The organism is Sporosarcina quadrami, from assembly GCF_014836615.1.
Classification (GTDB): domain Bacteria; phylum Bacillota; class Bacilli; order Bacillales_A; family Planococcaceae; genus Sporosarcina; species Sporosarcina quadrami.
The window spans coordinates 120,247-135,078 of record NZ_JACSQN010000001.1; the positions used below are offsets into that span (position 1 = coordinate 120,247).

Here is a 14,832-nt window from a genome sequence, read left to right on the forward strand (position 1 = left end):
TCCTTTAAGTGACATGACATATCCGATATAATGAACTGTAGAGGAAGTGATTTATTTTGATTCAATCAAAAAAACGATGGACGATTGACCGCCCTGATGAAGAATCAGTCAAGTTATTAATGAGCGCACTCGAATTACCATCAGTCCATGCAAAAATACTAGTTTCCAGAGGGTACACAGATGTGGAAGCTGTAAAATCATTTTTACATATGAGTAATGACAGTTTACACAATCCGTTTTTACTATTCGATATGAAAAAAAGTGTTGAGCGAATACGGCAAGCAATCGAAGCGAATGAAAAAATTACCGTATATGGCGATTACGATGCAGATGGAGTGACGAGTGTTACGGTGCTGACGACCGCTCTTGAGATGCTGGGAGCAAATGTGGATTTTGCAATTCCTAATCGTTTTGAGCACGGTTATGGTCCTAATGTAGAATTGTTCCAGAAATTGCATGAAGCAGGAACAGGTTTACTCATTACAGTCGATAATGGGATTTCAGGGTTGGAAGCGGTTGCATATGCCAATTCTGTCAGTATGGATGTCATCATCACTGACCATCATGAAATCGGTCCAGTACTTCCCGATGCTTTTTCCATCATTCATCCGAGACATCCTGAAGGCACTTATCCTTTCGGTGAATTGGCGGGTGTAGGGGTAGCATTCAAATTAGCAAGCGCATTACTTGGAGAAGTGCCAGAGGATCTTTATGAAATAGCAGCAATTGGAACAGTTGCGGATTTAGTTCCGTTAAAAGATGAAAACAGATTCATCGTCAAAGAAGGTATTAAACGAATGCGAAAGTCGAAAAGACCCGGCATTCAAGCACTGGTGAGAGTGAGTAGTACGGAACAACAGAGCCTGACTGAGGAATCACTTGGTTTCATGATCGGACCACGGCTAAACGCTCCTGGACGTCTCGGCAGTGCAGATGATGCAGTGTATCTTTTAAAGGCTGAAGGACAAGCAGAAGCTATTGCGCTTGCTGAGCGTCTTGATTCATTGAACAAGGAACGACAAGCAATCGTTTCGACGATTGCAGAAGAGGTTGAACAAGCCGTAATCGATATGTACGGAGATAGCATTCCTGAAGTCCTCGTCATAGGAGGAGAGGGATGGAATCCAGGTGTAGTTGGTATCGTTTCTTCAAGATTGACAGAAAAGTATTACCGTCCGTCAATCGTTCTGTGCGTAGATAACGAAACAGGGATTGCGAAAGGGTCTGGCAGAAGTATTGCGGGCTTCGATCTGTTCAAAGAGCTGTCGAAAAATGCAGACATTCTATCGCATTTTGGTGGTCATGAAATGGCGGCAGGAATGTCTCTTTCTGTAAATGATGTAGTTGCGTTGAGATCCAGACTGAATGCGCAAGCAAAAGAAGTATTGACAACAGAGATGCTCATTCCACAACTCCGGATTGACGTACCATTGACAATCGGTGAAATCGATGTTGACGTCCTGGAAAGCATGGAACAACTCCGACCTTTTGGCATGTCTTTTGAAAAGCCTGTATTTATGATTGAAAATCTTACACCGACATCCATTCGGAAAATCGGTGCAGCTAAAAATCATTTGAAAATGGAATTGTCCGATGGAACTGACAGTTTGGATGTAATCGGTTTTGGTGATGGCGAACTAGCAGATGCAATCAGTCCAGGCGCAAAGTTATCCATTACAGGCGATTTACAAGTGAATGAATGGAACGGTAGGAAAAAGCCACAGATGTTATTAGAGGATTTACTGTCCAATCAGCGACAATTGTTCGATTTACGAGGTATTCGTGAACCGGGCAGATGGACACAGCTGTTACCTGAAAACGGAACGGTGTATGTCGCTTTCCAACAATCTACAATTGACCATTTCAGTACAGTACTTGATGGAGTCCTAATTCATCATGTTGGTCATGCTGACATAACGGATACAGATTATATAGTCCTGTTAGATGTACCTGAAAAGGAACAACAATTGAAAGAACTAATAGCTTCAGTGAACCCTAAACGTATATATGCTCATTTCTATGTCCCTGAATCTAAGTACTTTGAAGGTGTACCGAGCCGTGAGCATTTTGGGTGGTATTATAGTTTTTTGAAAAAAAGAGGTTCATTTGACCTTCGAAATCAAGTTCAACAGTTATCAAAACATAAAGGTTGGAAAATCGACACGATATATTTCATGACAAAGGTGTTTTCTGAGCTTGGATTTGTTAAGATAGAGGATGGACTTGCAATTGTCATTGAAGATGCTGACAAGAAACAGTTATCCGAGTCTGCTGCTTATCAGAATAGAGGGCGTCAGATTGAATTGGAAAAAACGCTTGTCTACGCTTCCTATATGGAACTAAAAAAATGGTTTGATGATGTTTGTGACGAAACGGTCATCAGGGAGGAACAATTATGGATTTGAAAAGTTTTGTAACAATCGTACCGGATTATCCTAAAAAAGGCATTAGCTTCAAAGATATTACGACAATAATGGATAATGGCGAAGCTTATAAATATGCGACAGACAAAATCGTAGAGTTCGCAAAAGAAGTAGGAACAGATATTATTGTAGGACCTGAAGCGCGAGGATTCATCATCGGTTGTCCTGTTGCTTATGCGCTAGAAGTTGGATTCGCACCAGTCCGTAAACCAGGTAAACTGCCAAGGGAAACGATTTCAGTGGAATATGATCTTGAGTATGGAAAAGACTCTTTAACTATACATAACGATGCCATTAAGCCAGGGCAACGTGTGTTAATTGTTGATGACCTACTTGCCACTGGTGGTACGGTTGGAGCAACTGTCGAGCTCGTTGAGAAATTGGGCGGAGTGGTAGCAGGATGTGCATTTTTAATCGAACTTTCCTATTTGAACGGACGGGAAAAGTTGGAAGGCTATAAAGTTCAATCTCTAATGACCTATTGATATTGAGGTCCTTCGCCATGTTGCGGAGGATCTTTTTGTTATAAGGGCTTTACATTACATACTACTTATACATACAATAGAATTATCTTTAATTTTTTTGCGGAAAAGGTCGAAAGGAGTAATTAAATGGCGAAAAATCGGGACATGACGGTTGAAGAACTATTTGAATTGATTGGATCCTACATGAATGAACAGCATGTCGCGTTCGTCAAGAAGGCTTACGTTGCGGCAAAGAAAGCACATGAAGGTCAATTTAGAAGTTCTGGAGAACCTTATATACTGCATCCTGTCCAAGTCGCTGGTATCTTGGCAGAATTACAGATGGATCCGTCGACAGTTGCAGCAGGCTTCCTTCACGATGTAGTGGAAGATACGAATGTGTGCAGAAATGATATTATCCGTGATTTCGGTGAAGAAGTCGCCATGCTTGTTGATGGTGTAACCAAACTGGAAAAACTGAAGTTTAAATCGAACGAAGAAAAACAGGCAGAGAACCACCGTAAAATGTTCATTGCGATGGCGAGGGATATCCGAGTCATCCTTATTAAGCTCGCAGACCGACTGCATAATATGCGGACATTGAAACATGTGTCAGAAGAGAAGCAGAAACGGGTCTCAGCTGAAACTTTGGATATTTTCTCCCCGCTTGCACATCGGTTAGGGATTTCCACGATTAAGTGGGAGTTAGAGGATACTGCGCTGCGTTATTTGAACCCGCAACAATATTACCGAATAGTGAACATGATGAAACGCAAGCGTGATGAGCGTGAAAAGTATTTGTCGAACGTCATGGATCTCATTCGGAGTGAAATAAATGAAATGGGCTTGGAGGCAGATATTAACGGCCGTCCAAAACATTTATATTCAATTTATCGTAAAATGGTGCTTCAACACAAGGAGTTTAACGAAATCTATGACCTTCTTGCCATCCGTATTGTTGTGAAGAGTATCAAAGATTGCTACGCTGTTCTCGGAATTATTCATACACTTTGGAAGCCGATGCCGGGGAGATTCAAAGACTATATAGCTATGCCCAAACAAAATCTGTATCAGTCGATTCATACGACTGTCGTAGGTCCTGCCGGAGATCCATTAGAAGTGCAAATCCGTACAGAGGAAATGCACCGAATCGCTGAATACGGGGTTGCAGCGCATTGGGCGTACAAAGAGGGGAAAACTGTTTCAGAGAAACCGGATAATATCGATTCCAAACTGAAATGGTTCCGTGAAATCCTCGAATTCCAAAATGAATCATCCAATGCAGAAGAATTCATGGAATCACTGAAATTCGATCTGTTCTCGGATATGGTATATGTCTTCACGCCTGATGGGGATGTCATTGAAATTCCTCAAGGTTCCGTGCCGATTGACTTTGCATACCGCGTTCACTCTGAAGTCGGAAACCGTACGATTGGAGCGAAAGTTAACGGTAAAATGGTGCCGCTTGATACAGAGTTATTTACCGGCGACATCGTTGAAATCCTTACGTCGAAACAATCATTCGGACCGAGCCGTGACTGGTTGAAAATCGCCAACACTTCTCAGGCGAGAAATAAGATCCGCCATTATTTTAAAAAGCAATTACGGGAAGAGAATATCGACAAAGGCGTCGAAATGGTGGAAAAGGAAATACGTCTCCAGGAATATGATCAAAAGACCGTACTTACGAACGACAATATACAACGAGTGATTGACAAGTTCAGCTTTACGTCGGAAGAGGACATGTATGCTGCGGTCGGGTCAAACGGGATTACCGCACAGCAAGTCGTCAACCGCCTTGCTGAGAAATTGCGTAAAGAACGTGAACAACAAGATACGATTGATAAAATCGTTTCAGATATGAAGACACCACAACCTGTTAAAACGACAGAATCAGGTGTCATCGTTAAAGGATTGGAAAACCTTCTGATCCGTCTTTCAAAATGTTGTAACCCGATACCAGGAGATGATATTGTCGGATTCATTACAAAAGGGCGCGGTGTTTCCGTTCACCGGGCAGATTGTCCGAATATACATGCTGAAGACAATGATCGACTCATTGAAGTTGAATGGGCAGTGGATGAAATGAACAAGAGTAAAGATTTCCAAGTCGATATCGAGATTTCTGCTTTTGACCGACAAGGCTTGTTGAATGAAGTGATGATGGTCGTCGCTGATACGAAAACCCCGATGGTCGCGGTTAGCGGAAAAGCGGATAAAGATAAAATGGCGAAAATTAATATGACGATTAAAATTACGGATATTGCGCATTTGACACGTATTGTCGAACGGATTAAACAAATACGAGATATCTACTCCGTCCAACGGATTATTCATTAAGTGAAGAGGTGTTTGGGATGAAAGTCATTTTGCAAAGATCTGGTCGTGCTTCGGTGGAAGTGGCGGGAGAGGTGACTGGGTCCATCGAGAAAGGTTACGTCCTTCTTGTTGGTGTCACGCATGAAGACACCGAGAAAGATGCCGATTATATTGCCAAGAAAGTGGCGGGTCTACGTTTGTGGGAAGATGAAGATGGCAAGATGAATAAGTCGATTGATGAAGTAGGCGGTGCGATTTTATCCGTATCGCAATTTACATTGTATGGGGATGTCAGAAAAGGCCGCCGCCCAAGTTTTATCGACGCTGCTCGCCCTGAACAGGCTGGCCCTTTATGGGACTACTTCAACGATAGCTTGCGTAATGAAGGACTTCATGTTGAGACCGGAATTTTCGGAGCGATGATGGATGTTCAGTTAACAAATGACGGTCCAGTAACAATAATTATCGAATCCAAATAAAACCGCAGTACCCGGTATAGGGTCTGCGGTTTTTCGTCTATTTTTAATTTGCATCGAAATAATCAAGAAGGCCTTGGTAAATGCCATGTGTTGCTTGTTCGCGGAATAACTCTGTCGTAAGCATCCGTTCTTCTGTTGGATTTGAGAGGAAGCCAAGTTCGATCAAAATCGAATTCGAGCGGTTTTCCCTCAACACGAGGAAGTTTGCAGGCTGTGCCCCGCGGTCTCGTAGCGCAACGGAAGATCCGAGTCCTTCATTGACGTGTGTTGCTAGTGCTTTTTGGTTGCTGTGCGTGTAATACGTAGTGAACCCTGTTATTGATGAGTCAGGGTTAGCGTCGTAATGCAAACTGATAAATGCATCAGCATTAGCTTGCTGACTAATGGAAGCCCGCTTGCGCAACGAAACGTACGTATCCGAATCCCGCGTCATAACGACATTCGCGCCTGCTGCTGTCAATTTTGTTGCCAACAATTCAGCGGTCATTAATGTTAACAGTTTCTCGTCTGTACCTTGTATGCCCGTAGTGCCTCTGTCATGCCCACCGTGACCGGCATCGACGACAATTGTCAAACCTTTTAAAGTCCCTCTTGTACGAGGTGCTTTTTGCATTTCTTTAGTTGTATCGGCTATTGCAACATTGCCAGTCGATACAACCCACTTGGCAACAAAAGCCTCTTCACCTGTCTGCAATGAAACTTTGAACCATTCGCCGTCTTCGCTCAACACATCCAATTTTTCACCGGCATTCGCTCTCGTGATTATGTGTGATGATGTTGAAGCGGAAGCACGGATATTTGTCCCGTTCGTCAGCACTGTTACTTTTTTCGCTGATGCCGGCGTATTTGACGTTTCAACACTTGCATCCATTGTGCCGTGGAATGTATATACCCACCCGGACTTGTCCTTATCTAGCGTAATGAGGACCCAATTCCCTTCAACTGCTTCAATTGGATATGATTCATTTTTATGGATTTGCGTCAATACTTTCGTATCGAGTCCAGGTTCTTTTCTAACGTTCAAGACATCAACCGCAACAACGAATTTTTCTGGAGTTGCTGAGACAGTATGATGAACTTTCTCGTTCTTTCCGGTCTCTTTAGCGTTCACTTCTGTAATATACGCTGTATGTACCCAACCATCTGTTCCGTTTCTTGAAATGGAAGCCCATTCTCCCTTACGGCTAGTGATGATGGCATTATCTCCAGCATTCATCTTTCCGATGACCGCGGCATTTAAAGAAGGTTCCGTTCGGATGTTAAGGGCATTCACTTTTGAAACTGCGGTCCCATTTGCAGCTTTTACTGCGTCATCACTTTTCACAAGCCATGATGCAATCCATCCAGAACCAGAACTCATTTGTATTTCTAACCAATCCCCTTGAGTAGAAACGACTGTTACGCGAGCTCCCATTTTCAGTGAGCCAGTAACAGGAAAAGTAAGACCTGGGCCAGACCTGATATTCAAAGAGTTTGTGTTAATCGTGACCGTTTCCCCATTTGCTGAAACAGCTGGTAAGTCGATAATTATTGAAAATAAAAGGATGAAAGCTAAAAACCATTTACAACTCCTAGACAAACTATCACTCTCCCTTACTTAACATTGTAAAAGCTTTCACTGGAAAAAACCACATCAATATGAAAAAGGTTGACACTTTCACGTTGAATGATTAAGATTATGGTTAATTAAACTTTATACAATGTGCTGATGAAGTGGAAAGTAGCTGTATTGCAGACTGATAAGAGAGGGATGAACTTGGCTGAAATTCATCCTACAGACGGATATAGTGAATAACACCAACGAGGCTCCATGCTGAACAATTCTATTCAGTAGGTATGGACGGAACCGGCCGTTAACCGGATACGAGTGGGTACGCTTTTAAAGTACCAATTTGGGTGGAACCGCGGAAGCTGATACTAGCTCTCGTCCCTTGTGCAAACAAGGGATGGGGGCTTTTTTGTTTTTTGTCAATCAGATCAATCAGAAAAAGGAAGGGGTATTTAAATGAATTTTAAAGTGCCTAGAGGAACACAGGATATATTGCCCTCGGAAACTTGGAAATGGCAACGTGTTGAATCCGTCATACGTGACGTTTGTGATAAGTATCGCTACAAAGAGATTCGGACACCGATTTTTGAACAGACGGAGTTGTTTCAAAGAACTGTTGGCGATACTACCGATATTGTCACAAAAGAGATGTACACATTTACCGATCGTGGAAATCGTTCAATGACATTGCGTCCTGAAGGGACTGCGCCTGTCGTACGTTCTTATGTAGAGAACAAAATGTTTGGTTATGCCGATCAACCCGTCAAAGTTTATTATCAAGGACCAATGTTCCGTTATGAACGTCAACAGGCAGGAAGATATCGACAGTTTGTCCAGTTCGGTGTGGAAGCAATCGGCAGTGCAGATCCAGCGATAGACGCAGAAGTCATTTCACTTGCGATGGAACTGTATAAGCGAGTCGGGTTGACAGATTACAAGCTCGTTCTCAATTCACTAGGCGATAAAGAATCACGAATTGCTCATAGAGAAGCACTTATTGCGCACTTTAAACCAAGTATTGATGAACTTTGCGGAGATTGCCAAGCTCGCCTGGAAAAGAATCCACTTCGTATTCTTGACTGTAAAGTGGACCGCGAACATCCATTAATGCAATCTGCTCCGTCACTTGCCGATTTTTTGAATGAAGAATCAGCCGCTTATTTCGAAAAAGTGAAAGGGCATTTGGATGCAATTGGAATTCCATATGAACTGGATCCTAATCTCGTACGTGGTCTTGACTACTATAATCATACTGCTTTTGAAATTATGAGCACGTCTAGCGGCTTCGGCGCAATTACAACTTTGTGCGGCGGCGGTAGATACAACGGCGTTGCAGAAGAAATTGGAGGGCCGGCGTCGCCAGGAGTCGGCTATGCTTTAAGCATTGAACGTCTTCTTCTAGCGATGGAAGCTGAAGGTAAATCGTTTACGAAAGATGCTGATCTTGATGTATACATTGTCACATTGGAAGAAGATGCTCACCGTAAAGGTTTTAAATTGTTGAATGAATTACGTAATGCAGGAATCCGTGCTGATATGGATTACATGGATCGTAAAATGAAAGCCCAAATGAAATCTGCAGATCGCTTCAAGGCGAAAACGGTTATTGTTATCGGTGAAGATGAAGTAGCTGATGGAGTCGTGCAACTGAAAAATATGGCTGACGGATCACAAGAAAAAGTGGCAGACTCCACTATAGTAACGGCATTACACGAAAAGTTGAAATAAGGAAGGTTGATGAATACTATGCAACGGACAGATTATTGCGGAGAATTGACAGCGGAAACGATAGGGAAGTCAGTCACATTAAAAGGGTGGGTACAAAAAAGAAGAGATTTAGGCGGTTTAATCTTCGTAGACTTACGGGATCGTTCAGGAATTGTACAAATTGTATTCAACCCTGACCTTTCAAAAGAGGCACTTGAAACTGCTGAGAAAATTAGAAGTGAATATGTTATTGAAGTCCGTGGTAAGGTCATCGAGCGCCAAGACAATCAGAAAAACGATAAATTGGCAACCGGTTCAATTGAAGTGCATATTGACTCAGTAGAAATAATTAATGAAGCAAAAACACCTCCATTTATGATTGAAGAAGAAACGGACGTGAATGAAGAATTACGACTTAAATACCGCTACTTGGATCTTCGTCGTCCACAACTGGCAAGAGTATTCAAAATGCGTTCTGATATTACTAAAACAGTTCGTAATTTCCTTGATGATGAAGGATTCCTCGAAGTGGAAACACCAATTTTGACAAAATCTACACCTGAAGGAGCGAGAGATTATCTCGTACCAAGCCGTGTTCATGACGGAGAGTTTTATGCATTACCGCAGTCGCCACAATTATTTAAGCAAATGCTGATGGTTTCCGGTTTTGACCGTTACTATCAAATCGCTCGCTGTTTCCGCGATGAAGATCTGCGTGCAGACCGCCAGCCGGAATTTACTCAAATTGATATGGAAATGAGTTTCATGTCCATTGAAGAAATTATTGAGTTAAACGAACGACTTATGAAAAAAGTGATGAAAAACGTTAAAGGAATTGAAATTGAAACTCCATTCAAGCGTCTTCCATACGACGAAGCGATGGGCCGTTTCGGTTCAGATAAACCAGACACTCGATTTGGTATGGAACTGCAAGACGTTTCAGAATTAGTGAAAGACAGCTCATTCAAAGTCTTTGCGGGTGCCATTGAATCAGGTGGACAAGTAAAAGCGATTAACGTCGAAGGTTCAGCTGATAATTTCTCCCGCAAAGACATTGACGCGCTTGGGGAATATGCAGCTCGTTACGGAGCAAAAGGCCTTGCTTGGCTGAAAGTCGATGCTGAAGGAGTAAAAGGTCCAATTGCGAAGTTTTTCGAAGGAGAAGCAGCTGATGCGTTGATTAATGCACTTGGAGCGAAAGCAGGAGACTTGCTTCTCTTCGTCGCAGATAAGAAATCGGTAGTTGCTGATGCTTTAGGGGCAATGCGTTTGAAGCTCGGAAAACAACTTGGCATGATCGATGAATCGAAATTCAACTTCCTCTGGGTAACAGATTGGCCATTGTTCGAATACGACGAAGAAGACGGACGTTATTACGCAGCACATCATCCGTTCACAATGCCAGCAAACGTTGAACAATTGGAATCTGATCCTAGTGCTGTTAAAGCACAAGCGTACGACCTTGTCTTAAATGGCTATGAACTTGGTGGTGGATCACTTCGAATTTATAAACGTGACATTCAGGAGAAGATGTTCAAAGCACTCGGCTTCACAGAAGAAGAAGCGCGTGAACAGTTCGGCTTCCTATTAGACGCTTTCGAATACGGCACACCTCCGCACGGCGGAATTGCATTCGGCCTCGACCGAATTGTAATGTTATTGTCAGGTTCAACAAATTTACGCGATACAATCGCTTTCCCGAAAACGGCAAGCGCAAGCTGCTTACTTACAGAAGCACCAAGTACAGTAGATGATGCACAATTAAAAGAGCTTGGAATAGCTGTTAGTCCGAAGTAAGTTGATAGGACAACAAGCATTGTTTTGAAACTTGCTGAAATTTGTAAATGTTAAATGATTGATTCGTATAAAATTATGTGATAGGATACTAGTAATACGAATCCTGAAGTGTACGTTTTTTGCTAGTCATTTTTGACCCAACATTATTGTCGTAGGGAGCTTCTATTCTGCTCCGGATGAAAAGCCCTCTCGGGGGACTTCAAAACGAACAGATAGGGCACCCACCTGCTGAGTGCGGGTTCAAAACGATACCAAAAGGACGGCACAGTCGGGATTCGTTCTACTTTCAAACGATAGTAACACTTCACATACCCCTCCAGCTTAACCGCTGAGGGGTTTTATTTTTATGGATAGAAACACTCGCCCAGGAATTCTTCTGCTCGCAACGTAAAACATTGTTCTTATAATAAATCACTATTCAACTTAAGAAAGGCGGAAATAATATGTTACACCAATTCTCACGAAATGAACTCGCAATCGGCAAAGAAGGACTTGAACGCATGCGTAACAAAACCGTAGCAATACTCGGCGTAGGAGGAGTCGGCTCATTTGCTGCAGAAGCATGCGCACGCAGCGGCATCGGTAAAATCATCCTTGTCGACAAAGATACAGTAGACATTACAAACGTCAACCGTCAACTCGTCGCAACACTTTCAACAATCGGTCGCTCTAAAGTCGAAGTGATGAAAGAACGTATAAAAGACGTCAACGAACAATGTGAAGTCATCGAACTCCACATGTTTTATACCGACGAAACAAGCGATACGTTTTTCAGTCACAAACCTGACTATGTCATTGATGCTTCAGACACGATTAGCTACAAAATACATCTCATTAAAGAATGTCTTAATCGCGGTGTTAAAATTATCTCAAGTATGGGAGCGGCAAACAAGCTCGACCCGACCCGATTTCAAATTGCTGACATCTCAAAAACACATACTGATCCCATCGCAAAGGTCATCCGCCTCAGATTGAGAAAAGAAGGCATTTCAAAAGGAGTACCTGTCGTCTTTTCTGATGAAAGTCCAATCGTTATCAAAGAGGATGTCGTCGATTCAGTAGGCAATCCTGATGCACTCATCCGTAAAGCGAAAATGCCGCCAGCATCCAATGCATTCGTCCCTTCAGTAGCAGGACTCGTTTGCGCTAGCTGGGTCATGAACGATATCGTAAAAGACTTGCCAATTGAAAGAGTGAATGATAAATAAAACTTCCCAAAACCAATGGATACCCTTTAAAAAATGACGATATATATAGAGAGAGCACTAAGGATTCCGGAAAGGAAATGAAATCATGCACAATCAAGGCGGTATTTTACTTGAAAGCGGTACAAATGAACTTGAAATTGTAGAATTTGAAATGGGCGAGAACCGATATGGTATCAACGTCATTAAAGTAAAAGAAATTATTTTACCGACACCAATTACAATAATTCCTCATGCACACCCATCCATTGAGGGGATTATTCAGTTGCGTGGAGAAGTATTGCCGGTTATCGATATGGAGAAAGTGATGGGGCTGCCTAAAACGCTAGGCAAAACTGAAGGGAAATATATTGTTGCAGCTTTTAATAAACAGCAAGTCGTATTCCATGTGCATGAAGTATCACAAATTCACCGTGTATCATGGAATCAGATTGAAAAGCCTTCTGAACTGTATTCGGATGAATCATCACAAGTAATCGGCGTTATTAAACGTGAGAAGGACATGCTTTTGTTACTTGATTTTGAAAAAATTGTTCTAGAAATCAATCCGGACAGTGGAATTAGAATAGAAGAAGTTAAGAAACTCGGTGTCCGTGAAAGATCTGATAAACGGGTTTTGATCGCTGAAGATTCTCCGCTATTGCGTAAATTATTGAATGATACGCTGACAGAAGCCGGATATGCTAACTTAGAGTTTTATGAAAATGGTAAAGATGCGCTCGATTATTTGGAAAATCTCGTAGTACAAGGCGGAAAGGTGTCTGACAATGTCCAATTGGTCATCACGGATATCGAAATGCCACAAATGGATGGCCATCATTTTACAAGACGGATCCGTGAAAACAAGGATTTATCCATGTTGCCAGTTATCATCTTCTCTTCATTAATAACAGATGAATTGAAGCATAAAGGTATGAGTGTCGGCGCGGACGATCAAGTAAGCAAACCTGAAATTGCAGAACTTGTATTAAAGATGGATAAATATATTCTCTAAATAAAACAGCACTTTCCTTCATTTGAACAAAAAATGAAGGAAAGTGCTGTTTTACTCTATTACTTCTTTTTACGGAATTCTTTCAGCCGTTCGTATATACCGGCTAGCTTCTTCTCTTCGCCTGCGAGGACGGGTTCAAAAAACTCCATATCCTTGATTTTATCAGGCAAGTATTGCTGATTGACCCACCCACCGAATGACCCAATAGGTGTCGCATGTGGATATTGGTACCCTACATGTCCAAGGTCAGCAGAACCTGCGTAGTGAGTATCCCTTAAATGGAGCGGGATATCTCCTGTTTTACCTGCATTAATAGCTCCAATTGCTGCATCAATTGCTTTATAGGCGGAGTTGGACTTTGACGCAAGACACATCTCAATGACTGCATTGGCCAAAGGGATTCTTGCTTCTGGCATTCCAAGTCGAATTGCTGCATCAGTTGCTGCAAGCACATGCGGACCGACTTCAGGTGCAGCAAGACCGATATCTTCGTAAGCCATGACGAGTAGTCTGCGATTGACCGCAACGAGATCACCTGTCTCAAGTAGGTTTGCCAAATAGAATATTGATGCATTAACATCACTACCACGAACTGACTTTTGAAGTGCAGAAAGTAAATTATAATGATGTGATCCTTTATTATCGCCAACAAGTCCTATTCTTCCTATTAAGTTATCAATTAGCCAATCTTCGATAATGACAGTATCATCTTCTTCATCACTTGCCGATACAATGGACTCGAGTAAAGTGAGTGCTTTTCGAGCATCACCATTCACGCCGGATGCTATTTTATCAATCTGTTCTTCAGAAATTTGAATAGCTTTTTTCCCGAGGCCCCTCTCTTTATCAAGAATAGCGCGGTTGAGCAGTTTGATAAGATCTTCTCGATCAAGTCTTTTTAACTGCAAAATTTCACCGCATCGCGACCTAATCGCAGGATTGACATCATGATAGGGGTTTTCGGTCGTCGCGCCAATGAGAACGATCGATCCTTTCTCAACATGAGGAAGCAATGTGTCCTGTTGCAGTTTGTTGAATCGGTGAATCTCATCGAGGAACAGAATCACTTTTCCTGTTATCCTGCTCTCTGCAACAACTTCTTCTACATCTTTCTTACCCGATACAGTTGCATTAAGTGCAATGAAAGGCAAATCACTTGTACCTGCAATAGCATAAGCAAGTGAAGTTTTTCCGATACCAGGTTCTCCATATAGCAACATGGACGGGACGTGCCCTTTTGTAATCATTCTGTATAATGCAGTATCTTTACCGATAATATGTTGTTGTCCAGCGATTTCATCTATATGTTTTGGTCTCATCCTAAAAGCTAAAGGTTCGTTATGCAAACTGATCACTCCCCGCACATCTGTTCCACCATTATACACAATGATTGGTTGGAAGTCATTTGAAGGAAGCTAGACTACAGTTATGCTATAATATTTTGTACTTAATGAAAAGGACGCTGGTTAGTAATGAGAATTTCAACTAAAGGGCGTTATGGCCTGACGGTAATCGTCGAACTAGGTAAGAATTTTGGGGAAGGCCCATTAGCATTACGAAAAATTGCTGATGAGAACGGTCTATCAGAAGCGTATTTAGAACAACTTATTCCAGCATTGCGAAACAGCGGTATTGTCACAAGTGTACGAGGTGCATACGGAGGATACAAATTGTCCCGACCACCAGCTGAAATTACCGCTGGGGAAGTTATCCGATTACTTGAAGGACCCATTCAAGTAGTTGATGGTATTACTGAAGGGGGCATCCCGCAACAGGAATTATGGAATCGAATTGGGAATGCAATTCGAAATGTCTTGGATACTACTACTATAGACGACTTGATCAGATCCGATGAATCCTTGACATCAGATGGATACATGTTTTATATATGAACG

11 protein-coding genes, 1 other RNA gene and 1 other annotated feature are annotated in these 14,832 nt (G+C 42.2%); of the genes, 10 read left to right on the forward strand and 2 right to left on the reverse strand.

The window, feature by feature from the left end:
* Positions 1–56 precede the first annotated feature (56 nt).
* The 4 genes from recJ (at position 57) to dtd (ending at position 5,685) form a co-directional block, all read left to right on the forward strand.
* A complete protein-coding gene (gene recJ / locus H9649_RS00595; RefSeq protein ID WP_191692708.1) occupies positions 57–2,405 on the forward strand; it encodes a single-stranded-DNA-specific exonuclease RecJ in 2,349 nt (782 codons plus the stop codon).
* Positions 2,396–2,908, forward strand: coding sequence for an adenine phosphoribosyltransferase (locus H9649_RS00600; protein WP_191692709.1), 513 nt, complete (start codon positions 2,396–2,398; stop codon positions 2,906–2,908). Before recJ ends, H9649_RS00600 begins: the two co-directional genes overlap by 10 nt.
* A 126-nt stretch (positions 2,909–3,034) precedes the next feature.
* Positions 3,035–5,227: a RelA/SpoT family protein gene (locus tag H9649_RS00605; RefSeq protein WP_191692710.1), complete on the forward strand. Its 2,193-nt coding sequence runs from the start codon at positions 3,035–3,037 to the stop codon at positions 5,225–5,227.
* 17 nt (positions 5,228–5,244) lie between these two features.
* Entirely contained in the window at positions 5,245–5,685 is a 441-nt protein-coding gene (gene dtd, locus H9649_RS00610; protein ID WP_191692711.1) for a D-aminoacyl-tRNA deacylase, read from the forward strand.
* Between the two features lie 43 nt (positions 5,686–5,728).
* On the opposite strand, the gene H9649_RS00615 is transcribed toward dtd, so the two are convergent.
* Positions 5,729–7,264 carry an SH3 domain-containing protein gene (locus H9649_RS00615; protein ID WP_191692712.1) on the reverse strand — a complete coding sequence of 512 codons (1,536 nt, stop codon included), beginning with the start codon at positions 7,262–7,264 and terminating at the stop codon, positions 5,729–5,731.
* Between the two features lie 120 nt (positions 7,265–7,384).
* Positions 7,385–7,620, forward strand: a binding site (T-box leader).
* Between the two features lie 70 nt (positions 7,621–7,690).
* On the opposite strand from H9649_RS00615, the gene hisS reads away from it, so the two are divergent.
* From hisS to H9649_RS00640, 5 genes are all read left to right on the forward strand, one after another.
* Positions 7,691–8,962, forward strand: coding sequence for a histidine--tRNA ligase (gene hisS / locus H9649_RS00620; RefSeq protein ID WP_191692713.1), 1,272 nt, complete (start codon positions 7,691–7,693; stop codon positions 8,960–8,962).
* An 18-nt stretch (positions 8,963–8,980) separates the two neighbouring features.
* Entirely contained in the window at positions 8,981–10,738 is a 1,758-nt protein-coding gene (aspS, locus tag H9649_RS00625; RefSeq protein WP_191692964.1) for an aspartate--tRNA ligase, read from the forward strand.
* Positions 10,739–10,835: 97 nt separating this feature from the next.
* Positions 10,836–11,017: non-coding RNA, 6S RNA (ssrS, locus tag H9649_RS00630), on the forward strand.
* Positions 11,018–11,181: 164 nt separating this feature from the next.
* Positions 11,182–11,946: a tRNA threonylcarbamoyladenosine dehydratase gene (locus H9649_RS00635; RefSeq protein ID WP_191692714.1), complete on the forward strand. Its 765-nt coding sequence runs from the start codon at positions 11,182–11,184 to the stop codon at positions 11,944–11,946.
* Between the two features lie 85 nt (positions 11,947–12,031).
* Positions 12,032–12,937 carry a chemotaxis protein gene (locus H9649_RS00640; RefSeq protein ID WP_191692715.1) on the forward strand — a complete coding sequence of 302 codons (906 nt, stop codon included), beginning with the start codon at positions 12,032–12,034 and terminating at the stop codon, positions 12,935–12,937.
* Positions 12,938–12,996: 59 nt separating this feature from the next.
* On the opposite strand, the gene H9649_RS00645 is transcribed toward H9649_RS00640, so the two are convergent.
* A complete protein-coding gene (locus H9649_RS00645; protein WP_191692716.1) occupies positions 12,997–14,283 on the reverse strand; it encodes a replication-associated recombination protein A in 1,287 nt (428 codons plus the stop codon).
* Positions 14,284–14,409: 126 nt separating this feature from the next.
* Here H9649_RS00645 and cymR point away from each other — a divergent pair, with 126 nt between their 5' ends.
* Positions 14,410–14,829: a cysteine metabolism transcriptional regulator CymR gene (gene cymR, locus H9649_RS00650; RefSeq protein WP_191692717.1), complete on the forward strand. Its 420-nt coding sequence runs from the start codon at positions 14,410–14,412 to the stop codon at positions 14,827–14,829.
* The last annotated feature ends 3 nt before the right edge of the window (positions 14,830–14,832 follow it).